This window comes from Erwinia psychrophila, assembly GCF_039023475.1.
Lineage (GTDB): Bacteria > Pseudomonadota > Gammaproteobacteria > Enterobacterales > Enterobacteriaceae > Erwinia.
The window spans coordinates 94626-118315 of the sequence record NZ_JBCHVB010000002.1 but is presented as its reverse complement, the minus strand read 5'-3'; the positions used below and the strand labels follow the sequence as shown (position 1 = coordinate 118315).

General features: G+C 56.8%; 21 protein-coding genes. 6 read left to right on the top strand and 15 right to left on the bottom strand.

The window, feature by feature from the left end; genetic code table 11:
* Positions 1-4: 4 nt before the first annotated feature.
* Positions 5-595, top strand: a complete 591-nt coding sequence (diaA, locus tag AAH446_RS06615) for a DnaA initiator-associating protein DiaA (RefSeq protein ID WP_342905931.1) — start codon at positions 5-7, stop codon at positions 593-595.
* A 9-nt stretch (positions 596-604) separates the two neighbouring features.
* Positions 605-1177: a division/outer membrane stress-associated lipid-binding lipoprotein gene (gene dolP / locus AAH446_RS06610; RefSeq protein ID WP_342905930.1), complete on the top strand. Its 573-nt coding sequence runs from the start codon at positions 605-607 to the stop codon at positions 1175-1177.
* 101 nt (positions 1178-1278) lie between these two features.
* Here the strand turns inward: dolP and AAH446_RS06605 are convergent, their stop codons facing one another.
* The 10 genes from AAH446_RS06605 to pmbA form a co-directional block, all read right to left on the bottom strand.
* Positions 1279-3189, bottom strand: a complete 1911-nt coding sequence (locus tag AAH446_RS06605; RefSeq protein WP_342905929.1) for a BglG family transcription antiterminator — start codon at positions 3187-3189, stop codon at positions 1279-1281.
* 301 nt (positions 3190-3490) lie between these two features.
* Positions 3491-4231: a 2-dehydro-3-deoxy-phosphogluconate aldolase gene (gene dagF / locus AAH446_RS06600; RefSeq protein WP_342905928.1), complete on the bottom strand. Its 741-nt coding sequence runs from the start codon at positions 4229-4231 to the stop codon at positions 3491-3493.
* Positions 4228-5349: a DgaE family pyridoxal phosphate-dependent ammonia lyase gene (locus AAH446_RS06595; RefSeq protein WP_342905927.1), complete on the bottom strand. Its 1122-nt coding sequence runs from the start codon at positions 5347-5349 to the stop codon at positions 4228-4230. The genes dagF and AAH446_RS06595 overlap by 4 nt, the downstream gene beginning before the upstream one ends.
* Positions 5333-6466 carry an amidohydrolase/deacetylase family metallohydrolase gene (locus AAH446_RS06590; protein WP_342905926.1) on the bottom strand — a complete coding sequence of 378 codons (1134 nt, stop codon included), beginning with the start codon at positions 6464-6466 and terminating at the stop codon, positions 5333-5335. The genes AAH446_RS06595 and AAH446_RS06590 overlap by 17 nt, the downstream gene beginning before the upstream one ends.
* 75 nt (positions 6467-6541) lie before the next feature.
* Complete coding sequence (locus AAH446_RS06585) at positions 6542-7186, bottom strand: DUF4310 family protein (protein ID WP_342905925.1); 645 nt, start codon at positions 7184-7186, stop codon at positions 6542-6544.
* Positions 7187-7199: 13 nt separating this feature from the next.
* Positions 7200-7976: a DUF4311 domain-containing protein gene (locus AAH446_RS06580; RefSeq protein ID WP_342905924.1), complete on the bottom strand. Its 777-nt coding sequence runs from the start codon at positions 7974-7976 to the stop codon at positions 7200-7202.
* 68 nt (positions 7977-8044) lie between these two features.
* Entirely contained in the window at positions 8045-8341 is a 297-nt protein-coding gene (locus AAH446_RS06575) for a DUF4312 family protein (RefSeq protein ID WP_342905923.1), read from the bottom strand.
* Between the two features lie 3 nt (positions 8342-8344).
* Positions 8345-8707, bottom strand: coding sequence for an SFCGS family glycine-rich protein (locus AAH446_RS06570; RefSeq protein ID WP_342905922.1), 363 nt, complete (start codon positions 8705-8707; stop codon positions 8345-8347).
* A 79-nt stretch (positions 8708-8786) separates the two neighbouring features.
* Positions 8787-9170: a glycine dehydrogenase gene (locus tag AAH446_RS06565; RefSeq protein ID WP_342905921.1), complete on the bottom strand. Its 384-nt coding sequence runs from the start codon at positions 9168-9170 to the stop codon at positions 8787-8789.
* Between the two features lie 548 nt (positions 9171-9718).
* Positions 9719-11059, bottom strand: a complete 1341-nt coding sequence (gene pmbA, locus AAH446_RS06560; RefSeq protein ID WP_342905920.1) for a metalloprotease PmbA — start codon at positions 11057-11059, stop codon at positions 9719-9721.
* 162 nt (positions 11060-11221) lie between these two features.
* Here pmbA and yjgA point away from each other — a divergent pair, with 162 nt between their 5' ends.
* On the top strand, positions 11222-11767 hold the full coding sequence (yjgA, locus tag AAH446_RS06555; RefSeq protein ID WP_342905919.1) for a ribosome biogenesis factor YjgA: 546 nt from the start codon (positions 11222-11224) through the stop codon (positions 11765-11767).
* Between the two features lie 104 nt (positions 11768-11871).
* Here yjgA and mpl read toward each other — a convergent pair whose 3' ends face one another.
* Positions 11872-13227, bottom strand: a complete 1356-nt coding sequence (gene mpl / locus AAH446_RS06550) for a UDP-N-acetylmuramate:L-alanyl-gamma-D-glutamyl-meso-diaminopimelate ligase (protein WP_342905918.1) — start codon at positions 13225-13227, stop codon at positions 11872-11874.
* Positions 13228-13395: 168 nt separating this feature from the next.
* On the opposite strand from mpl, the gene fbp reads away from it, so the two are divergent.
* Positions 13396-14394, top strand: coding sequence for a class 1 fructose-bisphosphatase (gene fbp, locus AAH446_RS06545; RefSeq protein ID WP_342905917.1), 999 nt, complete (start codon positions 13396-13398; stop codon positions 14392-14394).
* Between the two features lie 73 nt (positions 14395-14467).
* Here fbp and AAH446_RS06540 read toward each other — a convergent pair whose 3' ends face one another.
* Positions 14468-16030, bottom strand: coding sequence for a methyl-accepting chemotaxis protein (locus tag AAH446_RS06540; protein ID WP_342905916.1), 1563 nt, complete (start codon positions 16028-16030; stop codon positions 14468-14470).
* Between the two features lie 168 nt (positions 16031-16198).
* Between AAH446_RS06540 and AAH446_RS06535 the strand changes: the two genes are divergently transcribed.
* Positions 16199-16609 (top strand): lysozyme inhibitor LprI family protein, encoded by a 411-nt coding sequence (locus tag AAH446_RS06535; protein WP_342905915.1) that lies wholly within the window; start codon positions 16199-16201, stop codon positions 16607-16609.
* Positions 16610-16765: 156 nt separating this feature from the next.
* Positions 16766-17296 carry an inorganic diphosphatase gene (gene ppa, locus AAH446_RS06530; protein WP_342905914.1) on the top strand — a complete coding sequence of 177 codons (531 nt, stop codon included), beginning with the start codon at positions 16766-16768 and terminating at the stop codon, positions 17294-17296.
* Between the two features lie 61 nt (positions 17297-17357).
* Here the strand turns inward: ppa and AAH446_RS06525 are convergent, their stop codons facing one another.
* Genes AAH446_RS06525 through tamA form a run of 3 tightly spaced genes read right to left on the bottom strand, consistent with a single transcriptional unit; the run spans position 17358 to position 23223 of the window.
* Positions 17358-17711, bottom strand: coding sequence for a gamma-glutamylcyclotransferase family protein (locus AAH446_RS06525; protein WP_342905913.1), 354 nt, complete (start codon positions 17709-17711; stop codon positions 17358-17360).
* Positions 17712-17713: 2 nt separating this feature from the next.
* Positions 17714-21487 (bottom strand): autotransporter assembly complex protein TamB, encoded by a 3774-nt coding sequence (gene tamB / locus AAH446_RS06520; protein WP_342905912.1) that lies wholly within the window; start codon positions 21485-21487, stop codon positions 17714-17716.
* Positions 21484-23223, bottom strand: coding sequence for an autotransporter assembly complex protein TamA (tamA, locus tag AAH446_RS06515; RefSeq protein WP_463322784.1), 1740 nt, complete (start codon positions 23221-23223; stop codon positions 21484-21486). Before tamA ends, tamB begins: the two co-directional genes overlap by 4 nt.
* Positions 23224-23690 lie beyond the last annotated feature (467 nt).

The window sequence follows — 23690 nt, the reverse complement described above, 5'->3', positions numbered from 1 at the left end:
AGAAGTGCTGGAAAGAATAAAAGTCTGTTTTACCGAGAGTATTCAAACACAGATTGCCGCCGCCGAAGCGTTACCGGATGCCATTTCACGGGCGGCAATCACCATGGTACAGTCCCTGCTCAACGGCAACAAAATCCTGAGCTGTGGCAACGGTACGTCAAGCGCCAACGCCCAGCACTTTGCAGCCAGTATGATTAACCGTTATGAAACCGAACGGCCAAGCCTGCCCGCCGTCGCGCTGAGTGCGGATAATGTCCTGCTGACCGCCATCGGTAATGACCGTCTGCATGATGAAATTTATGCCAAGCAGGTTCGTGCGCTGGGCCACGCTGGCGACATTCTGCTGGCCATCTCAACCCGGGGCAACAGCCGTGACATTGTGAAAGCGGTTGAAGCGGCCGTCACGCGGGATATGACCATTGTCGCCCTGACCGGCTATGACGGCGGCGAACTCGCCGGCCTGCTGGGTCCGCACGATGTGGAAATTCGTATTCCCTCGCACCGAAGCGCGAGGATTCAGGAAATGCATATGTTAACCGTCAATTGCCTGTGCGATTTGATCGACAACACCTTGTTTCCCCACCAGGACGTTTAAGGAGCTTACATGAAAGCACTCTCCGCCATTGCCGTTGTTCTTACCGCACTGATGCTACAAGGCTGTGTGGCTGCGGTTGTGGGCAGCGCAGCGGTCGCCACGAAAACCGCTACGGATCCCCGGACCATGGGAACTCAGGTAGACGACGGAACGCTGGAACTCCGCGTCAGTAACGCGCTGAGTAAAGATCAACAGATCAAAACCGACGCGCACATCGTTGCCACCGCCTATCAGGGTAAAGTACTGTTAACCGGCCAGGCGCCAACGAGTGAGATAGCCAGCCGCGCCAAACAGATTACGATGGGCGTGGACGGTGCCACTGAGGTCTATAACGAAATCCGCACCGGCAGCAAAGTGACCTTTGGCACGGCGTCATCCGATACCTGGATCACCACCAAAATCCGCTCTCAGCTGCTGGGCAGTGAGCAGGTGAAGTCGTCAAATGTGAAGGTGACTACCGAGAACGGTGAAGTCTTCCTGCTCGGTCTGGTGACGGAGTCAGAAGCGAAAGCCGCCGCCGATGTTGCCAGCCGCGTCAGCGGCGTGAAGCACGTTACTACCGCCTTTACCATTCTGAAATAGTCCTTTGTCCGTCCGTGCCTTATCGCGCGGACGGATGATTCTCTCCCTCGCATGAATCCTTTCCCGCTACCCGTCCGGCATCCTGTACTGCCAGTTTTCTGTTACAGCCGGCTTAAGCAATCCATGGCTACCGACTTGAAGCTGGCAAAATCGGGGCTCTCACGCAGCCGCGTCATCGCCCTTTCCCGCATAAAAGTGACGAAGAGATCGTAAATTGCCATCGCCTCTTCATATTCCGTTTTGCTGATCGCCAGCAGGAAAATCACGTAGGCCGTTTCCTCCCCCCAGGCGATGCCCTGCGGAGCCAGGACGGTATAGACCACCGTTTTCCTCGCCAGTAGGCCAAGCGAGTGCGGCAGCGCAATCCCTTCGCCCAGCATCGTACTGACGATGGCTTCACGCTCTTCAACCGAGGGATAGAACGTTTCGTCCACCACCCCTTCCTCTTCGAGCCGGTTGCAGAGCGTGCGGAACAGTTCTGTCTGCTCCATCGGCTGGTCGATAATCAGAAAGTGGCTGGCGTCGAAAAACTTCTCCAGCATATAAGGACGGGTGCGATCCACCAGCACCAGCTTGCCAATCTGCTCCAGCTGATATTCGGTCGGGAAAGGCGACATCACCACCACCGGCTTATCTTTTTCGCTCAGCCGGACGGTGGAGATTACGAAATCCGCCTCAATGCTCGCCTGCTGCTCATATTCCCGCAGGGAAACAATACCACTGACGATAATCTGCGGATATTTGCGCAGCAGCATCGCCTGGATCATGCGTACCGTCGAATTGCCGGTATCGCATACCAGCAGGATCTGCGGATGGCGCTGGTAGCCGACGTTATAGTGCCGCTCAAGCCCGACACCGATATGCAGCACCAGGAAACCGATCTCATTTTCGCTGATCGCATAGGGCGTATATTTTCCCCAGCTGGAGACTGCCGCCAGGGTTACATCGTAGGCCATCGGATAGTGCTGCTTAATATTGGTCAGCAGCGGGTTGGGAATATTTATCTGATAGCGGACGCGGGTAATCATCGTTTTGATGTGCGTCAGCAGGTCAGCACGCAGCTGCGGATCGTTTTGCAGATTGAAGTTGTAGTGAGCGTTGATGTAGCTGAGGATGTAGTCCACCAGCGATTCGCTGTCATCCGGGCTGATAGCGCTCGGCGCGATCTCTTCCACCCGCCGCGCCGCAATATTGACGCGGAGATAGGCTTCTTCAGAAGGTGAAATAGCCTTGCCGGTCATCGGCCTCAGCAGATTGATAATATGGCGTGCGGCATCCCTGACATCTTCATCCACATCCTCTGCGCTGAACTCCTGAAGCGGGTAGCCCTCACTGATACGCCGGATGGCCACGGCGCAGTAGAGCCGCAGATAGAATTCGCTGTCGTCGGACATGCGAATGTGAAAGCGGCTGAGGCAGTGCTGCAGCAGCGGCTGGAGCGTCTCAAGCATACTGCTGTTAAGGGCTTCCTGACGCAGCAGCGGATCGTCGCTGTCCTCCAGCGCTATCTGATAGAGCAAATCCGTCAGGCAGGTCCGCATCGCTACCTCGCTGCCAAACAGCTTCATGCCGTAGCGAGGTTTGGTTTCAATCGCCAGCTGATAGCGTCCGAGCCACTCTCTGACCTCAGCCATATCACTCTGTAGCGTGGCGCGGCTGACAAACCACTCGTCCGCCAGATCTTCCAGCTTCAGCGAAAAGGCTGAGGTGAGAAAACGAGTTAACAGATAGTGCACGCGGGCGGCAGAAGTGCGGGGGATACGCAGCGGCGAAGGCGACTGCTGGCGCAGCGCGCCGTAGCGGGCCGCATCTTCTATTTTAAGCTGATAGCCCTCGCCCCGGCTCAGGACAAAGCGGGCGCCGTGATCCGCCAGCAGTTCGTTCAGGGTGGTGATATCGGTGCGCACGGTGCGCGTTGACACCTCAAGGCGGCGCGCAAGCTCGTCCTGCGGCAGGGTTTCGTTCTGGAGTAGATCAAAAAGTTGGGCAAGGCGATGGTTTGGAAATCTCACGGTTCTCCCCGTCCTGATAAGAGGGGCCGCATACCGGCCCGCAAAAAATAACGACAGCATTAACATCCGCAGCGAAGGCCCGCCGGTCGCCCTGCTGTCATCAGCCAGTAAGAAGATGCCGCTGGCGGAACAAAACGGTGAGTTGTGCCGCCGCGCCGTTTCCGGCAGAGCGCCTGTTATGACAGTCTCAAGGTACGCGTATCGTCATCCGGCGTCCAGACGTCATCTTTACGGCCCGCTTCCCCTCCGCCTGACCTTAACATCCGTCTGAAAAGGCGGGCAGACTGCCCGCCGTACCGGCTTAACCGACCAGTTTTTTCGTGATAGCCAGCAGGGTGCTGACGTCGGCAGGTCGGGTATTGCCTGAAGCCTTATCGATAATGGAGCTGTAGACGTGCGGGATCACTTTGCTGACGCCCGCGTCGAGCGCGATCTTCAGGATCGCTTCATAGTTTTCCAGATCGATGCCGCCCGTAGGTTCAAGCCAGAAATCCTGCTGTGCGCACGCGTCAGCCACGGCTTTGAATTCCTCAATCGCCTTAAGGCCGCCCATCGGAAAGTATTTTACCGAGCTGCCGCCCATGTCTTTCAGCATCGCGATGGCGGTTTCAACCGGGACAATACCGTCAGCGGCCTGCGAACTGAGCGGACCGGTAGAGATCTTCACCAGGCCGGGCGTGCCGGTAGGTGAAATCAGGCCGTTCACCAGGGTTTCACTCTGTCCCAGCAGCGCACGGCTGGTCGCCACGCCGGTAAAGACCTGATTCACGTGCTGAGGCTGTACCTCGGCGGAGATGGCGCTGACCATCGCCGACTGATTAGGATCGCCCGCGCCCAGGCCGACCGAAAGCGCATTATCGATCAGCGCAGCATACTCACGCATATCGGCCACCGCGCTCGCGACGCTATCATAATTTTTCGACAGCACGCCCACCAGCACATGGCCTTCCGCGGCCTGCCAGATCTCCCGGGCATTCTCTTTTGAACCGGCCAGCACGTTCAGGCATACGCGGTTCTGATAAAATTTCGGTTTCAGCATCATGCTTTTCTCTCTCCTGTCAGCAGGGCTTTAATACACACGTAAATCGTATTGAGCTGTTCGGGTGAGACGCTGCGCACGTCAACTTCAACGATGCCTTCGTTAGCTTTGTAGCCCCGGAAATAGATGGCGATCTCACCCGTTTTCAGCGCCTGCACGATGTCGCCTGTCGTCTGACCAATGACGGCTTCGTCAAAGTGGATTTCGGTCCGCGCGATATCGCGGCCGGCCGCATCCCAGACTACACGGGCGGTGATGCCCGCCAGGCCGTTCAGGCTGTCGATAAAGGGGGTCATTTTTTCCACCATCTGCGCGCCGGAAACTTTCTCCTGCACCAGATAGTTTTCAATCGCCTGCGTCAGGCCAAGAATACCCTCCTTGCCGACCTTCATGGCGCGTCCGATGCCCATAGACTGACGCTTCACCCACTCGACGTGCTGCCTGCGTCCCATCACCAGCCCGCTGGTTGGCCCTTCGATCGCTTTGGCCCCGCTGTAGATCACCAGGTCGGCACCGTACTGGTAGTAGCACTGCAAATCTTCTTCCGCTGCCGCATCCACGATAAGCGGCACGCCATGCTCGCGGGCGACCCTGGCGGCCTGTTCCACGCTGAGGTGGCTTTTCTGCACGCAGTGGTGCGATTTGATATAGAGAATGGCGGCGGTCTGCGGCGTTATCGCGGCGGCAAGCTGAGCCGGGGAACACTCATTGGCGTAGCCAGCTTCGACCAGACGGCCGCCCCCCATCGTCACCATGGTGCCGACCGGCGCACCGTAGTTGACGTTATGCCCTTTCGGCACAACGATATCGTGCGGCACAATCAGCGGCGCGGCATGCAGGTTCTCCAGCAGCCATTCGTCATCTTTGACAATAACGGCGGCGACAGACTGCGCGATGCCGGCGGAGGCGCAGGAGACAACCACCGCGTCCTCCGAACCGAGCAGCCCGGCAATATAGGCGCCGGTTTTATTCACCAGATCCTTTATCTCAAAATAGTGATTCAGGCCGTACTTCACCGTATCGACGACGTCGGCGGCAGGCGTTGAGACACCGAGGATGGTCATGCGACCTGAGGCGTTGATGACCTGCTTCAGGTCATATTTTTCATAAATCGAAGACATGATGCTTTTTCCCTTCGTCGGTAGTGAACCACTCTCCGCCCGCAACGGCGGCAAGCGGCACCAGCTGTTTCTCTCCCGCCACCGACTGCCCTTCGGAGTCGGTAAACAGGCAGGTTTCCTCTCTGACATCAAAAATGGTCAGGTCAGCGTCGCCCCCCACCTCAAGCCTGCCCTTATCATGCAGGCGCAGGCCTTCTGCCGCCTGGGTAGTCACGCAGGCGATGATTTGCGGCAGCGTCATACCTACGCTGAAGAACTTGGACATGACATGCGCGAGGGTAAAGACCGGGCCGTTGAGGCGGTTACGGCAGTAGATATCGGAACTGATCGTGTGCGGCAGGATCCCCTGCGCGATCGCCACGCGGGCCACCTCAAAGCTGAAGCTGGCGGTGCCGTGCCCCACATCCAGCCGGACACCCCGCTGTAGCGCACGGCTTACCGAGGCACGCAGCTCGCCCGACGGCGTCAGCACGCGGTTCGGCTTGCCGTTATAGCAGTGAGTGATGATGTCGCCGCTGTGCAGCAGATCGGCAATCTCATCCAGATCGGGCGGATTATTGCCGATATGAACCATCAGCGGTAAACCGCCGGTTTCCTGCTGAATCGCCTTGGCCCGGACCAGCGGCTGAATGCCGTTAGCCCCCACCACGCTGCTGCTCATGCGCGCCTTGAGGCCGATAATAAAATCGGGCAGGCGTCTGACCGCGTTGCAAACGCACGCCTTATCGATCTGGTTCATATCCGCCAGCTCGTTCTGCGTGACGATGCCGGTGCGGGCGATGTTCAGCAGAGCATAGACATGGGTACTGGCACCGCGGGTCAGCTGGTAAAATTCGTCGACGTCATCGGCGCCGGTGCTGCCAGCATCGACGACGGTCGTGACGCCGGTTTCAACACCCACCCGATCCGCCTCATCATGATAGATGGGTGATTTGGGATAGCAGTGAACGTGAGAGTCGATCCAGCCCGCGCTCAGCCAGTAACGCCCGGCAAGATCGCGCTCGCAGGACGCTTCGCCCTGCACCTCGCCCAGCGCGGCAATTTTTCCATCGCGAACCGCGACGTCGGTCAGGCTGCCATCAGCAAGACGCGCCCGACGAATGATGAGATCAAACATGGCAAACTCCTGTATCACCGGATGCCTGCGCATCCGTCAGAGCGGCCTGCTCCGGTTGAGCAGGCCGCCGTTTCCTCAGAGGGCGACTGGAAAGATAGCGCCCAGCAGCATGGCGCCCAGTATCGCGCCACCGGTAATGGGCTTGTTCCAGAGATAGAACATCAGTGCGCCAATCAGCGATCCCAGGCCAATAGGAATAGAGGCGGCCATCGCCGAGAGGATAATCAGCGGGCCCAGGAACCGGCCTGAGGAGTTACCGGCACCCATCATCACATCCGCCCCATAGGTCGAATCGCTGTTATTGATGGTGAACTTACGCGCCAGAATGATGACGTAGCCAATCGCCAGGCCCAGTACCAGCCCCGTGATCAGCGAGGCGGCGAAATTCGCCAACGGATAGATAATGCCCGCGCCCAGCAGCAGTGCGGGTACGCCCAGGCCGACGCCGGTCTGAATGGCGCCACCAATATCCAGAATACCGACCAGCGATCCTTCGATAATACGGGCGAACAGGAAGCTGGCGCCGAACGCCGCTACCGCGCCGTAGACGCCGGTTTCCATTCCGGCCCGCAGCATGGAGACAAAGGCCACCTCGTTAAAGGCGCCGAGGCCGTAAACGTAGTACATATGCGTTCCCGCAAACACCCCGGCAGAGAGCAGGCCGACAAAAATCGGGAATGACCAGTCGGCATACCAGAAACCGCTTTTTGACTCTTCCATTCTTATCGTCCTCTTATTTACCGCTCAGGGTGTTGTGGATCATATCCAGCCAGCCCGGCACGCCCAGCTGGAAGGATTCCAGCACTTTTAAATCAAAGCCGCGGAAGAAACCGCTAAGCACAAACAGCAGAACGATAGCGACCATCATGGTTTTAGTGACTTTGTTCCAGCCGCTCTCTTCAACGCCTTTACCGATCAGGATGCCCAGTACCAGACCCGGTACGGCATTGCCCATGATTAGCTGCGCCAGTCCGCCAAAGATGGTGGCCCAGAAGCCCGATTTTTTACCGGCATCAATAGCGGCCAGCCAGAAGATCACGGGCATCACGGTATTGACCAGCAGGTTAGCGGCTGGCACCAGCACCTTAACCGCCGTTACCTGCAACGCAGCCGGAACGGCCGAAGCGGTGGTGTTAAGGAAGGCGACCACGATCATGCCGATAATCCCGCAGGCAACCGCCATCTTCTTCGGATCGTGCATCGTTTCGGCCACGTTGCGGTTTTTAACCATCAGCGCGGCGGTGCCCCAGTGAGGGATAATGCGGTGATCAACGTCCTGCGTGAACGAACCCGCCGCCACGGAGGAGGCCCAGGCATTAAAGAAAAACCCGAGGCCAAATGAGAAGTGAGAAGCCGGATCGCCTTCACAGGAATTCAGTTCACCCAGTGTACGAAACGCCCCCATCCCCTGCGTTGTCGGGGCATGGAACATACGCGCGGCACCCGCGCCTACGCCCACACCGACAAGTCCGCCGATGATGAGCGACTTAAAGAGAATTATTAAAAACATCAGTCTTTCCTTTCAGGCTTACGCCAACGTTTTTAAATCATGATTATTGCTGCCCCGAGGGCAGGGCTTTATTGTGCGACGAAATCAACTTTTTCCACGTCAATCACGGTCACGCTGACGGTGATGTTCAGCTCCACGCTGTAGCTCCGCCGCTCTCTCGCCAGAAAGAAAAACAGGAACTTCTCTTTTCTGACGCGCTCCCGGGCGCTGACTACCTGCACCTCCTGCGGCTCAATACGCAACAGCACTTTACTGGTCGATTTCAGCAGCGTGTTCTGCACCCTGGAAAGCGCATCGGCAAAGGCGCGCGCTTTGCTGTCACCTTTGCCGCTGACGTTTACCGTCGTCGTGAAGTGCTCCTTCATCGGTCAGCTACCATGCTTCTTGTTCCAGGCCTGAACCAGCTTTTCGCCCAGCTCTTCCTTATCCATAAAGCCGAAACCCAGCACGTTAGCCCCTTCGTTGATGGCGGTGACGCCTTCATCTACGGAGCGCATACCGTGCTTCGCTTTATAGCCATATTTGTTCTGCGCGGTGATTGCACCCGCACCGCCGCTGCCGCAAAAAGAGATGCCGAACGAGGCCCCTTCCGCTTTCATGACGTCACCCAGCTTCATATCTGCCGCCACGCCGGGCACCACAATGGCTTTACCACCGGCTTTCTCCACGCCGGCCGCGACTTTCTGGCCCTTTCCTAAACGATCGCCGATCACTACGATGACTTGTGACATGATTTATTCCTTATATTGCCGTTGCATAATGTTGATGGCAGGACAGACCCCCCTTAAGCCGGGCACCTGTCTGCCAGGCTTATTCGTCGTTCTCTTTCGCGACTTCAAAATGTACCGAGAGCAGCCAGGCTTCTTCCTGCGGCAGATTGCCGAAGAGATCGACCACCTGCTGCGCCAGCGACATGGATTCGGGAGAGATATCCTCAAACAGCTCCGCTTCCACCTCCGGCAGCGGCTCGCCCGTCAGCGATCGCAGCGCCATCGCCTTAACGTGTGAGACCAGCATCTGCTGCTGCACCGCCGTGGGTACGATCCCCCGGGCTGCAAAGAGTCCGGCGATCTGCGCCATGACTTTTTCCGCCAGCGCCTGGATCGCCAGGTCATCTTTCGCCGTATTCACCGATACCGCTCCATTTCCCACGCTATACTCCCCATTTTCCGTTCCGGCACTGGCGCGGAACATCGTTAATTCCTGATGCAGCCAAATTAACTTTCTCAGCGCCAGGTTTGTAGCCCGACTTTTTCCACTTCAAAGTGGAAATCCCCTCCCCCGGCGACGACTGAATCACAAAACCGTTAATTCAACACAAAATATGCATTAATTTGAGGTTTATCACAGAAACATCGGTTTTATGATGCATAGCCAATATATTGCCCGCGTTACGCGATGGGGAAAAAAGCCTGTGGATGAAAATAGATAGGAAAAACTTATAATTACCGCGGGAAGATGGCGGGCCAGGGTGACGCTTCGGGAAAGGTGAACCTTTGTCATTGCGGGATAAATTCTTATTCAGAAACTATTCTGCTCATCAGCACAATATCACTGAATTATCTTTTTTCTGGCGCTAACCCTACAGGCTTATTCACGCCCCCGGCACAATAAAATAGATATTTTAAAAAGGATGCTTAAATTACCGGATTAAAAATTACAGTACGCTGGATGCGTGAAATATCCAGGAGACAAAAAAAGCGCCCGGAGGGACGCTTTTTGAAAACAGATCTGACGGTATTTTACTGCCCGGCGATCTTCATCTCCGGCAGCAGTACCGAGCCGCACTGTATATTGCTGCGGGTTTCTATATCGCTGCCAACGGTGACGATATTACGCCACATATCCTTCAGGTTGCCGGCGATAGTGATTTCACTCACCGGATACTGTATCTCACCATTTTCCACCCAGAAGCCAGCCGCACCACGCGAGTAGTCGCCGGTAATGCCGCTGACGCCCTGCCCCATCAGCTCGGTGACGACCAGGCCGGTGCCCATTCTTTTCAGCAGCTGCGTGAAGCTGTCGCCCTGGCCTGCGATGCGCCAGTTATGGATGCCGCCCGCATGGCCGGTGCTTTGCAGCCCCAGCTTACGCGCCGAGTAGTTGGTCAGTAGCCAGGTTTGCAGTACGCCATCTTTGATAATGTCGCGCTGCGTGGTACGCACGCCTTCGCTGTCAAACGGTGAGGACGCCAGCCCTTTCAGCAGGTGTGGCTGCTCCTGAATGGTCAGCCATTCCGGCAGAATTTGCTCCCCCATCGCATCCAGCAGGAAGGTGGACTTGCGGTAGACGCTGCCGCCGCTGATCGCCCCGACCAGATGACCAAACAGGCCCGTGGCGACTTCTGCGGCAAAAATGACCGGCGCCTTCATGGTGGAAAGTTTGCGCGGTGAAAGGCGAGACAGCGTACGGCGGGCGCACTCTTCACCTACCCATTCAGGCGATGCCAGATCTTCCATGGCGCGGCCAATGGTATAAGCATAATCACGCTCCATGTCGCCGTTTGCCTCTGCAATCACGCTGCTGGAGATGGAGTGACGACTTGAGGAATAGCCCTGGATCATGCCGTGGCTGTTACCGAACACCTTCATGCCGATATGGCTGTTAAAGCTGCCGCCTTCCGTGTTGGTAATGCGGGTATCGGTTTTCAGTGCGGCCTGCTCTGCCCGCGCCGCCAGCTCAATAGCCCGGTCGGGATCGAGATCGGAGGGGTGAAACAGATCCAGATCCGGCGCATCAAACGCCAGCAGCTCACGATCCGCGACGCCGGCAAAAGGATCGGGTGAGGTAAAGCGGGCGATATCGATCGCCGCCTGCACCGTGCGTGCGATCGCCTCGGGACTCAGATCGGTGGACGACGCACTGCCCTTGCGATTCTGATGATAAACGGTGATGCCAAGCGCACCATCGCTGTTGAATTCGACATTTTCCACTTCGCCATAGCGGGTGCTGACGCTGATGCCGGTCGTTTTTGTGACGGCGACCTCTGCTCCATCGGTGCTGACCTTAGCCAGATCGAGTGCTGTCGCGACCGCCTCTTCGAGGGTTTTACGCTGTTCTGCAACTTGGGAGAGTAATTTCATCGACCTACCATATAATTAGCAGAGGGCTTTCTGGCCTGTGCCTGTGCCAGTTTTGCAAACTCTTCGGTGTTTAAGGTTAATTTGAGTCTAACAGACTCAGAGAACAATTTCGCAGTACCTCAGTTTCCTGATAGCATTAGCCTCTTTTTTAGGGAGCCTCCCATGACCAAACAGCCCGACGACTGGCTCGATGATGTACCAGATAACGAAGAAGAAGAAGATGAAGAGATTATCTGGGTCAGCAAGAGTGAAATAAAACGTGATGCCGAGGAGCTGAAGCGCCTGGGTGCAGAACTGGTAGAGCTAAGCAAGAACTCACTGGATAAAATTCCGCTGGATGAAGATCTGCGTGCGGCGATCGAACTGGCTCAGAAGATCAAAAAAGAGGGCCGCCGCCGCCAGCTGCAGCTGATCGGCAAAATGCTGCGCTCGCGTGATGAAGATCCTATCCGCCAGGCGCTCGACAAGCTGAAGAACCGCCACAACCAGCAGGTTGCGCTTTTCCACAAGCTGGAAGTGCTGCGCGATCGTCTGGTTGAACAGGGTGACGACGCCATGCAGGAAGTGCTGAATCTTTATCCCGACGCCGATCGTCAGCAGCTGCGCTCGATGATCCGCAACGCGCAGAAAGAAAAAGCCGCCAGCAAGCCGCCAAAATCCGCCCGCCAGATCTTCCAGTATCTGCGCGAGCTTGCCGGCGCCCAGTAAGCCGGACGGCCCCGCTTACGTAAAGAGGGGCCCTGATGGCCCGGCGGCGTTATCGGGATGGCTGCGGGCCGGTTACGCTGGCAGCACAGCCATCCAGGCCAGGCTTAGCCCGCCAGCCTGTCCAGCAGCTTCTGATGAATGCCGCCGAAGCCGCCGTTACTCATCACCAGAATGGTATCGCCCGGCTGCGCCGCTCTCGCCACCATCTCCACCAGCGTATCCACCTCCGCGCTCCAGTGCGCCGGCTGTACGCAGGCCTCCGCCACTTCCGAAACCTGCCAGGGAATATGGTGCGGCTGCAGCAGGAAAACTTCATCCGCTCTGGCCAGCGCCGGCGCCAGCGCCTCCTTGCTGATCCCCATCTTCATCGTATTTGAGCGCGGTTCCAGAACGGCCAGAATGCGGGCCGTGCCGCCAACTTTGCTGCGTAGCGCGGTCAGGGTCGCCAGAATGGCGGTCGGATGATGCGCAAAGTCATCATAAACCTGGATGCCGTTCGCTTCACCGCGCAGCTCCAGCCGCCGGCGCGCATTAATGAAATCATTCAGGGCGTGGCCGGCATCTTCCGGTTTGATCCCCACGTGCCGGGCGGCAGCAATGGCCATCAGGCCGTTATGCATGTTGTGCTCGCCTACCAGCGACCAGTTCACTTCCGCCACGCGCTCGCCGTCCAGCCAGACCTCCCAGTGAGAGGCGTCCGCCGTCAGCTTTTTCGCCTGCCAGCGTCCCCCTTCGCCCAGGCTCTCCTGCTCGCTCCAGCAGCCCATTGAGATCACCTGCTTCAGGTTAACATCATGCTCAGGAACCAGAATCCGGCCCTGTCCCGGCACAATGCGGATCAGATGATGGAACTGGCGCTGGATCGCCCGTAAATCGTCAAAAATATCGGCATGATCGAACTCAAGATTATTGAGGATCAGCGTACGCGGGCAGTAGTGAACGAACTTGGAGCGTTTGTCGAAAAAGGCGCTGTCATATTCATCCGCCTCAATCACAAAGAACGGGCTTTTGCCTAAAGTTGCCGAAACGGCAAAATTCCCCGGCACGCCGCCGATTACAAAGCCGGGCTCGAGTCCACAGGCCTGCAGAATCCAGGCGGCCATGCCCGCCGTCGTCGTTTTCCCATGCGTCCCCGCTACCGCAATCACCCAGCGATCGCGCAGGACGAAATCATGCAGCCACTGCGGACCGGAGAGATAGGGGATATTGCGTTCAAGCACGGCTTCAACGCAGGCGTTGCCACGGGTCATCGCATTGCCAATGATGACCAAATCCGGTGCAGGATTAAGCTGAGAAGCATCGTAACCTTCTATTAAATCAATACCTTGATTTTCTAAAAGCGTGCTCATCGGAGGGTAAACATTGGCATCTGAGCCCGTGACCTCATGACCTAACGCACGGGCGAGAACCGCCAGCCCGCCCATGAATGTGCCGCAGATACCGAGAATATGAATACGCATAACAGGTCCGTTTACTGAAAAGTTCGAGGCACAGTGTAGCGCCCTCCCTGGAAGGAAGAAACGGATTTGCCCTATGTTCTTTCGCGTTCATTCGGCTAAACTGCGTACGCATTCGTTGGCAGTTTGTAATTCAGGCTGCTGCTCAACCGCAGATTCAGGGATAGTGTTATGAAAACGTTAGGCGAATTTATCGTCGAGAAGCAACACGACTTTCCTCACGCCACCGGCGAACTGACGGCGCTGATTTCCGCCATCAAGCTGGGTGCGAAAATTATTCACCGTGATATCAACAAAGCCGGACTGGTCGATATTTTAGGCGCCAGCGGTGCTGAAAATATTCAGGGCGAACAGCAGATGAAGCTCGACCTGTTCGCTAACGAAAAGCTGAAAGCGGCGCTGAAAGCGCGCGGTATCGTTGCCGGTATCGCTTCAGAAGAAGAAGATGAGATCGTAATCTTCGAAGGCGTGGAAAACGGCAAGTACGTGGTGCTGATGGACCCTCTTGATGGTTCTTCCAATATCGACGTTAACGTCTCTGTAGGCACGATTTTCTCCATCTACCGCCGTATCACCCCTATGGGCACGCCGGTAACGGAAGAGGATTTCCTCCAGCCTGGCAGCCAGCAGGTTGCGGCAGGTTACGTGGTCTATGGCTCCTCCACCATGCTGGTTTATACCACCGGCTGCGGCGTACACGCCTTTACCTACGATCCTTCCCTGGGCGTTTTCTGCCTCAGCGCGGAGAGAATGGCGTTTCCTGAAAAAGGCTATACCTACTCCATTAACGAAGGTAACTATATCCGCTTCCCTCAGGGCGTGAAAAAGTACCTGAAGTTCTGTCAGGAAGAGGATCAGGCGACCCATCGTCCCTATACCTCCCGCTATATCGGCTCGCTGGTGGCGGATTTTCACCGTAACCTGCTTAAGGGCGGGATCTACCTTTACCCCAGCACCGCCAGCCACCCGAAAGGCAAGCTGCGCCTGCTGTATGAGTGCAATCCGATGGCTTTCCTGGCCGAACAGGCGGGCGGCAAGGCGAGCGACGGCGCCAACCGTATTCTGGACCTGATGCCGGAAACGCTGCACCAGCGTTCGCCTTTCTTCGTGGGCAATACGGATATGGTTGAGGATACCGAACGCTTCCTGCGCGAATATCCTGACGCCTGACGTCAGGCCATTTTGCAGGCGACAAAAAAGAGGGCGATCTTCAGGATGGCCCTCTTTTTTTGCCCGGAATTCGTCAGGCCGTATGCAGCTTAAATACCGCCATTGACTGCACCAGCTGCTGAGACTGCTCTTCCAGCGACTGGGTAGCTGCCGTCGCCTGTTCGACCAGCGCCGCATTCTGCTGCGCCACTTCATCCATCTGCGTCACCGCCATATTAACCTGCTCAATACCGCGGCTCTGTTCCTGTGACGCGCTGGAGATCTCTTTCATCAGCGTGGTAACACGCGTCACTTCGCTGGTGATCTCATCCATCGTCTCCCCGGCCTGGCTTGCCATCTGCGATCCTTCATCCACCCGGCCCTGTGACTCGACGATCAGCTCACGGATCTCTCTCGCGGCGGTTGCGCTGCGCTGCGCCAGATTACGGACTTCGTTCGCCACCACCGCAAAACCACGGCCCTGTTCACCGGCACGAGCGGCTTCTACCGAGGCGTTCAGCGCCAGGATGTTCGTCTGGAAAGCGATACCATCAATGACGCCCAGAATGTCGCCAATGCGTTTAGAGCTGCTGGCGATTTGCTGCATTTTTTCAATCACGTAGCAGACAACTTCGCTGCCGCGATCGGCGCTATCGGAAACCGAACGCGCCAGCTGGTGCGCCTGATCGGCGTTTCCGGCGTTCAGCTTCACGGTGGCGGTCAGCTGCTCCATGCTGGCGGCGGTCTGCTCAAGCGAAGCGGCTGACTCTTCGGTGCGCTGAGAAAGGTTGAGGTTGCCGGAGGCAAGCTCACGGCTGCCCGTATCAATTTGCAGGCTGGCGTCACGCACGCGGCTGACGGAAAGTTGCAGAGAAGCCTGCATGTCAGCCAGCGCCGTATTGAGGCGACCCAGCTCATTTTTACCGCCTTCAGGCAGCGCCTGCGTAAGATCGCCTGCGGCAACAAATTCCAGATGTTCTATCGCGGCATCCAGCGGTTTAAGCAGAAGTGAGCGCAGTAACATCCAGGAGATCGTCAGCAAAGCCACGGTCAGAATGCCGCAGAAGAGGATCAGCAGCGTCAGCATTTTTTCATTTCTGGCCGCATCGGCCAGCTGGCTGGCCGTCACACCATCGGCATAGAGATTAAAATCATTCATCGCTTTACTGAAGGTGGCGTTCAGCGTGGAAAGGTTCTCCTCCAGGACACGGTAATATTCCCCGGAATCCTGCTGCTGTAGCGAGGTCAGCATGGGAGTAATGCCTTTATCAATATAGCTGTTGTAGCTGGCGACAACCGCATCCGCCAGCGTTTTACCCTGTGCCGTCACGGTGCCGGCATCCACAAAACGCTTCAGCAATTTATGTGAATTATCCGCGTACTCCTGAGCACGCGCCGTGGCCACATCAGCCTCATCCAGAAGACCAATTTCCAGCTTCCTGATAGAGAGCGCACCGGCCGTCCTGGCCCGCAGCAGCAATGCGTTCGCCTGGTAGAGGCTGTTCTGCTCAACGCCCTGGATGCGGTTAATCACATCGAGGGAGCGGTTCCCTTTGCTGATAGCAACAATGCCCATCACGCTGACGCTGAGCAGCATTAGCGTCATTAGCGCCAGAAGCACTAACAGGCCGTTACGGATTGAGATTTTTCTAAGCATGATCTTATGTGATCCTCGTTAAGGCAGATGTGGCAGGATAGAAATAGACGAGGAAGGTATCGGTCAGCCCGGCGCCAACCTTTAGCGGATATAATGTGATCGGCGTCACTCATCGCCACTAAATTGATTTAGATCAATTTTACGCAACGCAATGAAAAGGATAACTTAATGAAAAAAACCCTCCTGCTGGCAGGGTTGCTGTGCGCCTTTGCCAGCCATGCTGACAGTAATCCGGTGGACAGAGCAGAGCAGCAGTGTCTTGAGGGCGCCTCCACTACCCTGGCGATCCAGCAATGTTACCGCACGGCAAATCTTGCCTGGGAGCGTGACATGAATAAAGCATATGCCGACCTTATGACGACGCTTAATCATGCCCAAAAAGCCAAATTACGCAGCGCGCAGCGCGCCTGGCTGAAATACCGCGACGGCTGGCTGGAAGCCAGTAAAGCCCGACTCAGCGACGGAGGAACGCTGGCGTCGGTTGAAGTGGCGGCGCAGGGTGTGAACCTTGTTAAAAACCAGACGCTGGCGCTGAGATCGCTGGCGGCGGCTGGCTGTGCAAACCCGGATGATTGCTGAATTCCCCCGCGCTAAAGAGTGCCGCGATGCCGAAACGCGCCGGGCGCTGCGCTTTCAGAACTGGAGCATTCCGAAAGGCCAAAAAGGAGGGATACTTTCATATTCAGTTGGCTATAATGAGCGTCACTCGATCTAGACTGAATAAAGGAAATAACCATGAGTTTGAACCTGGTTCCAGCGGGCAAAGATATGCCAGAAGACATCTATGTAGTTATCGAGATCCCGGCTAACGCCGATCCGATCAAATACGAAGTCGACAAAGATTCCGGCACCCTGTTCGTTGACCGCTTTATGTCTACCGCGATGTTCTATCCGTGCAACTACGGTTACATCAACCACACGTTGTCTTTAGACGGCGACCCGGTAGACGTGCTGGTCCCGACTCCTTACCCACTGCAGCCTGGCTCGGTAATTCGCTGCCGTCCGGTTGGCGTGCTGAAAATGACCGACGAGTCTGGTGAAGATGCCAAACTGGTTGCCGTTCCGCACACCAAGCTGACCAAAGAGTACGATCACATCAAAGATGTGAACGACCTGCCGGAACTGCTGCGTGCGCAGATCACCCACTTCTTCGAGCAGTATAAAGCGCTGGAAAAAGGCAAATGGGTGAAAGTGGAAGGCTGGGATAATGCCGAAGCCGCAAAAGCGGAAATCGTGAGCTCTTTCGAGCGCGCAGCGAAGAAGTAACTTTCGCCGCCCGATAAAAAAACACCGCTCTCTGAGCGGTGTTTTTATTTAACCCTGTCAATCACTCCTTCTCCGGGACGTCACGCAGCAGCCAGTCGCCGCTGTCGATACGTTTTTTCCCCTTCACCGGACGCTGATAAACATAGAGCCATGCGCTGCCGTAAGGCGTTGGTACCAGCTCTCGCTTATACTCCCCGCCCTTTGTTCTCAGCGCATCCAGCTCGCCCAGCATTGAGGCATCTACGCGGTAAACTTCACAATAAACCTGCCCGCTACCCGTGACCACGCCAGGATAGAGACCCAAACTGTACAGTTCATAGCCGTCGATCAGATGATCGCCCAGCCACTGCCCATTGGTCATCCAATGACTGTTGCCTTGCTTACGTCTTAAGCTGCCGTAGACAATTATTCGCATTGCTAAAACTCAAACTGATAGAGCACATCCAGCGCCTGGTCGATACCAGACACCGCTTCCAAATAGAGTTTGGGCATCAGGCGATAACGCAGAGTTAACGTCGCCAGTGAATCAAATATGCCGACACCATATTTTACCTGTAGACCCGGCAGTACGTAGCCGCTGACCTGAACCTGCTGGCTGTCGCCGACGCCAGCCGTGTCCAGGGCCAGATTACTCACGCCAAAGGTCTCACCGATTTTACCCACAACCTGGCCACTTTGTGCAAGCCCCAATCCTACCAATGCGGAAGTAATTGCATCATTACCGCTGCCGTTGGCATCCAGCCCCTGTCCGCGAAGCAGATAGGACAAGGCTTCCTGCTGCGACATAGCCGGATCGGAGAAGACTTCCGCCTTCGGTTCATCGGCCAGCCCGGTCACCCGCACGCCTGCCGTGACGTCATCTTCGGTAGCTTCCGGGTTACGAATCGCCTCAATATTCAGGTATGGCTGGTCCGGCGGACCGGCAAACTGCAGTTCCCCCTTACGTACCACCAGATCCTGCCCATAGGCGTGGAAGCGGCCGGAAGGAATATTGATCTGTCCGTTCAGACCCAACCCACGTCTGTCCTGTACCAGCTTCAGATCGCCGTTCAGCTTCGCTTTCAGGCCAAATGCGCTGAGCCTGACGTCATCCCCGACGTGGATGATCAGGTTACTGTTGATCGGGATCGCGGTGCTTTGTGGTGCGATAGGTTGCAGATTTTTATCCAGCAGTACCTCATCGGAAGAGACCCCCACGGCGCTTTCCGGTACCTCCTGTACGGTAATACGCGCCCAGGGAATATCCACGCGACCATCCAGGTTAAACAACTCAGGCGTGGCCTCAAACACCAGATCAGGCGACACATCCATCCTCACCATCGGCGGCACCGTGATGCGAACGCGATCGCCTTTCGCCGCAATGCGCGCGCGCCAGGCGTCCAGCTGACGCCAGTCGGCATCGCCATTCAGCGCAATATCGCCATGGGACGTTTGCACCAGACCCTGTAGCGTTGAACTCATGCCGTTAAAGACCATATTGAGGTTAGCTGCCGTCAGCTCGACCGGCATAAAGCTGCCGTCCACATCGACGTCTTTCAGACCCAGCTGTCCAAATACCTGAGGCTGTTGCAGAGTGCCGCCCAGCCGGAGATTACTGTTCAGCATGCCCTTAATTTGCTCGCCCTTCATCAACGCCGGATTAAGCATCGCCAGCGACAGATCGGCAATATTGACGTTGCCGGAAAGGGTGCGCCGTCCCTGCGGATCGGCAATCTGCACGTTGCCGTCCAGCTGCCCGTTATTGGCAATGCGGATCAGCCAGCCAAGCTGTGCCCGGCCATTGCGCATCGCGGCATTGAGATTCAGCGTGTCAAAAGCGATCGGCAGCTTGTTGCCCTGCACATCCTGCACCACCTTGACGCCGTTACCCTTGAGCGCAACCCGGCCCTCAGGCAGCCCGCCGTCGGCGCGCCAGCTGACATCAGCGTCGCCGCTGAATATGCCGCTGAGCGAGGTGGCATCACCGAGGAAAGGTTTGACCATCGCCAGATCAAAGCGTTTCAGCGCGACTTTTGCATGGCCCGATGGACCTGCTTCAATGGTTTGCGGTACGCAAAGCTCCGCATCCCGGTTGAGCCAGCAGTGTGGCCCGACGCTGACGGTCTGCTTCGCGTTGAGGTAATCCAGCGCAATGGCCCGCGTTAACCGCCACTCGCCTACCGGCGTCTCAAAGCGGGTGTTGTTCAGCGATCCCTGCCAGCGCTGCGCCTGACGATCGAAGCTGCCGGTTAAGGCCAGCTGGCCGGATACCGGCTCGCCGTCAACGTTGAGCTTCAGCTGATGCTGTTTTTCCGTGCCGCTGGCGTCGAGCACCAGCTGAGAGATGGTCAGCGCATCCTGCTTCAGCCGCTCCACGCGAAGCGCAAGTTTGCCCTGCACCTGCTCGCCAGAAGTGACGTCTCCATCCAGCTTCACGCGGCCTATCGTCATCGCCTGCCAGCGCAGGCCGGTTGCCGTGAGGTCGGCCAGCAGCTGCGGCGCAGTAAGATCGCCACGCGCTTTGATCGTCCCTTTCGCCACGCCGCCTAATCCGGGCAGCGCATTATCCAGATGCTGCGCATCTATGCTGGCATCCAGGTTCAGCGTCTCGCCGAGTGAACCTTTAACGTCAATGTTGTTACGTCCCAGCACCAGCTTGATACCGGGGATGTTCCACTGGTTATAGCTGTTACCGTACAGAGAGCCGTCCGCCGTTACCGCGTTCTGCTTCACGTTGCCGCGCAGTTGCAGTTCAGGGACGCGCATCTGCCAGCTGCCGCCATAGAGGCTGCCGCGCGTCGTGATTTTTCCGGCAAGCGTTGCGGGCCAGTCGGGATACTGCTTCGCGGTGTTGATGCCGGTCAGCGTCAGCTCGCTACGCCAGCTGATCGCCTTGCTCCAGTCCACTACCGCCGTAAGGTCGGCATGTCCCTGCAACGCCGCCAGCCGTAGCTTATCGAGCGAGAACTGTTCGACGTTGCCTTTGCCATCCAATTGCACGGTGGCCGGCGGGATGCCCTGCCCTTGCAGCGCCGTTCTGAACGACATCACATAATCCGTCGCCTTTCCTTTAATGCTGAAGTTCAGGTTATCGGCCTGATACTGCGTTTCACCGTTTACCGGCCAGCGCAGCCGGGCGCTTTGCAGCGTCATAGCGAGCGGGAGCCCCGCCTCAGCCAGCTCAGTTTGCGCGTTCAGCTGCATCCGCACCGGTCCGGAAAGGTTCAGCGCCAGGTTCAGCTGCTCACGCAGGCCGCCCCCGACCGTCATTTTGACCTTCTCGCCCCTGAGCGGATCGATATTCAGTGAACTGTAGAGCGTGAAACTGACCGGCCAGTTACCCGAAAGCGTCGCCTGTCCCTGTGCGTTAAGCTGCCCCTGCGGGGAATCGACATCCAGCGTTTCCAGATGCAGCAGCCGATCCTGCGTTCTTGCCTTCACCAGCAGACGATCGATCGCGATATCGGTATCACCGGTGATACGCAGCTGTTCGCCCAGGATCTGCTGAACGTCCACATCCAGCGGCAGCGTAAAATCGGGAAGTTCAGGAAGCAGCGGTTTGGCAAACATCGCTTTGAGCGTTTCGCCCAGCGGCGGTTCGTCCGCTTCCGGCTGCTGAACTTTGGGCTGCACCACCTGCTCGTTGGCGACTTTCGCCGCTTTTGGCAGGGCGATCAGCAGCCCCTGAATATGCGTGGGCGTCAGCGTTAAGGCGCGCTGCTGCCAGCGGATACCGGAGGTAAAATCGGCCAGCGAAATCGCGGTATCGTCAATTTTGACGTTGACGTTATGCAGCGCCAGCTGCCGCAGCGTGATGGGATAAGGCGTACTCAAATCGCCTGAAGAGGGCTCCTCTTCCACCGTTTTTTCCGGCGCGGGCGTCATCTTGCTGCTGTCCACAATGACGTTCACATCTTTCAGGGAAAGATCGTTGACGCAGAAAGCGCTGTTCTTCAGGCACCCCAGCTGGAGCGCCAGGTGAAATTCACCGGCGTTAACCGTGACGCCCGGCATCTCATACTGCACCCCTTTCAGGGTCAGATTGCGCCAGCCGCCGTCAACCTGCCGGATCTCCAGCCCCGGTACCCAGCGCGACGCGCCGTTCAGTACCAGGTGCAGGCCCGTCGTCGTTCCCACTAAAAAGGCCACGCCGCCAATCAACAGCAGCAGAAAAATCAGAATGCCAATAAGGACCTTCTTCCAGCGACTCATAGTTCAGGCCCCAATCCGATATAAAACTGAATGTCCCGTTTTTCGTCATCGCCTATAGGTCGGGCGATATCCAGCTTGATCGGTCCGACCGGCGACTGCCAGCGCACGCCAAAGCCCGCACCGGTTTTGAAATTACTTTGCTTGATGTCATTGACCGCTTCGCCGGAGTCGATAAACACCGCGCTCCACCATTTTCCGGTCACGTTATACTGATATTCCAGCGAGCCCGTCGCCATTTTGGACGCCCCGGTAAGCTTGCCGTCCTCATCCCGTGGCGAAATCCCTTTGTACTTGTAGCCACGAATGCTGCGGTCCCCCCCGGCGAAGAAGCGTAAATCCGGCGGGACGCGATCGAAATCATTTGTCTCTATCCAGCCCAGATTGCCGCGCACCACGAAGCGATGCTTATCCGCCAGGGTACGGATCCAGACGTTTTGTGCCTGAACCACCGCAAAATCCACGTCCGAACCCCAGGTGGTGTCTGAGACATCCAGCGAGTAGCGCTGTGAATCGCCCCAGACCGGCATCAGGCCGCCTCTGGAGCGGGTACGGTTAATGCTCACGCCGGGATAGAGCAGCATCGTGCTGTTGGTCACGTTCCCCTGGGTAAAGTGGTCGAAGCTCCAGCGCAGGTTGATGGCTCTCTGCCAGCCGGTTGAAGACTCCCAGTAGCGCGAAGCGGCCAGCGTTGTCGAGTCTGATTTGGTGTCATTCAGATCGGTGCGTTTCAGGCCGCCCTGCAAAAGGTAGTACTGCTCAAGCGGGCTTTTTAACAGCGGGATTTTATAGCTGAAATCCAGCTGCTGCTCCGGCTCGGAGACGTTGGCGCTGCTGGTAAAACTATGACCGTAAGAGTTGACCCAGGGTTTTCTCCAGGTTGCTTTCACGCGCGGGCCAACGTCCGTGGAATAGCCGACGCCGGTTTCAATGGTGTTCTCGGTGCGCGGGCTGACCACGCCATGCAGAGGCAAAATTTTCGTTTCGCGGGATTTATCGAACTCGGGCGCCACCACCACGGAATTAAACCAGCCGGTCGCAGAGAGCCGACGATTCAGCTCGGCCAGATCGCGGGAGCTGTAGTAATCCCCTTTTTTGAACGGCACCAGGTTTTGCAGATACTCTTCGCGGATCTGTGAGCCTTCAAAGCTGACATCACCAAAGCGATAACGTCTGCCGCTGTCGTAATCGATATCCCAGAAAGCCTCACGTCGCTCGACCGAAACGCCGAGCTGGCTTTTGGCAAAATCACCGTCGAAATAGCCCTTACGCAGCGCCATATTATTAAGCGAACTCTTGAAGCTGTCGTAGTCGCCATGGTTAAGCACGCCGCCGATTTTGCCTTTCCCGTCGCGTACCAGTTCCTGATAATCTTTATCCGTACGCGCCTCGCCGCGAATAATCACCGTTTCGCCCACCAGGCGGACGGGTTCACCGGGAGTCACTTTCGTCAGCAGCACCGGCCGGTTGCCGCCCGCCGGCGGCGGCTGGAGTTCAAAATCAATGGTCGGATCGTAATAGCCCAGCGCCTTTAACCCTTCCTTAACGGCGTCGCTGACGCGAGCGCGGAAACGCCCATCGGCGGAGACTTCATCGCCAGAGATGGTGGAAAGTCTGGCCCGGACATTCTTCTCTAACTCCCCGGTTAACCCTGTTACCTGTAACCGCACGGTGGCGCTGTGTGCAACCGGTACCGCTGCGATCAGACAGAACATGCAGTAGACTTGAATTCGTGGCACGCTTACTCCTGCTATTTTGCCGGCCCTGATCCCTGATGGGCAGAACGTTTTCTTTTAAAGCCGTTAAACATCCTGGCGTTCCGTTAACCATGGCAAACTATTTTGCCTGTCACGAACCTCTTTTTATAGGTAAAGCCAAATTCTTGACATATTGTGTGCAAAGAACCGGCACGTTACAACACAGGATCGTGATTGAATGTCTCAGGAGCGTCCGGCGCCTTCACACTCGGATAAATCTCATCCTGTTGATCGCCGTAATTGTAAGCAGGGTTTACCACAGCTATAATCCTCTGCGAAGGCCGCCCTGCGGCTCACTGACTGACTTCTGCCCCGGCTGATGCCGAATCGGTGCAGACATTTTTGGCACGGACAGCCCAGCTTCACCGAGCGGTAGATGACCCTGACCGATTTTCACTCGCTGCCCAGGCCAAAAATGACAAGTAATTAACCCAAGGCGGATTCACGGC

Coding starts and splice junctions, on each gene's coding strand:
- dolP (WP_342905930.1), top strand. CDS start 605: ATGAAAGCACTCTCCGCCATTGCCGTTGTTCTTACCGCACTGATGCTA.
- dagF (WP_342905928.1), bottom strand. CDS start 4,231: ATGATGCTGAAACCGAAATTTTATCAGAACCGCGTATGCCTGAACGTG.
- AAH446_RS06595 (WP_342905927.1), bottom strand. CDS start 5,349: ATGTCTTCGATTTATGAAAAATATGACCTGAAGCAGGTCATCAACGCC.
- AAH446_RS06590 (WP_342905926.1), bottom strand. CDS start 6,466: ATGTTTGATCTCATCATTCGTCGGGCGCGTCTTGCTGATGGCAGCCTG.
- AAH446_RS06585 (WP_342905925.1), bottom strand. CDS start 7,186: ATGGAAGAGTCAAAAAGCGGTTTCTGGTATGCCGACTGGTCATTCCCG.
- AAH446_RS06580 (WP_342905924.1), bottom strand. CDS start 7,976: ATGTTTTTAATAATTCTCTTTAAGTCGCTCATCATCGGCGGACTTGTC.
- AAH446_RS06575 (WP_342905923.1), bottom strand. CDS start 8,341: ATGAAGGAGCACTTCACGACGACGGTAAACGTCAGCGGCAAAGGTGAC.
- AAH446_RS06570 (WP_342905922.1), bottom strand. CDS start 8,707: ATGTCACAAGTCATCGTAGTGATCGGCGATCGTTTAGGAAAGGGCCAG.
- AAH446_RS06565 (WP_342905921.1), bottom strand. CDS start 9,170: ATGTTCCGCGCCAGTGCCGGAACGGAAAATGGGGAGTATAGCGTGGGA.
- pmbA (WP_342905920.1), bottom strand. CDS start 11,059: ATGAAATTACTCTCCCAAGTTGCAGAACAGCGTAAAACCCTCGAAGAG.
- yjgA (WP_342905919.1), top strand. CDS start 11,222: ATGACCAAACAGCCCGACGACTGGCTCGATGATGTACCAGATAACGAA.
- mpl (WP_342905918.1), bottom strand. CDS start 13,227: ATGCGTATTCATATTCTCGGTATCTGCGGCACATTCATGGGCGGGCTG.
- fbp (WP_342905917.1), top strand. CDS start 13,396: ATGAAAACGTTAGGCGAATTTATCGTCGAGAAGCAACACGACTTTCCT.
- AAH446_RS06540 (WP_342905916.1), bottom strand. CDS start 16,030: ATGCTTAGAAAAATCTCAATCCGTAACGGCCTGTTAGTGCTTCTGGCG.
- AAH446_RS06535 (WP_342905915.1), top strand. CDS start 16,199: ATGAAAAAAACCCTCCTGCTGGCAGGGTTGCTGTGCGCCTTTGCCAGC.
- ppa (WP_342905914.1), top strand. CDS start 16,766: ATGAGTTTGAACCTGGTTCCAGCGGGCAAAGATATGCCAGAAGACATC.
- AAH446_RS06525 (WP_342905913.1), bottom strand. CDS start 17,711: ATGCGAATAATTGTCTACGGCAGCTTAAGACGTAAGCAAGGCAACAGT.
- tamB (WP_342905912.1), bottom strand. CDS start 21,487: ATGAGTCGCTGGAAGAAGGTCCTTATTGGCATTCTGATTTTTCTGCTG.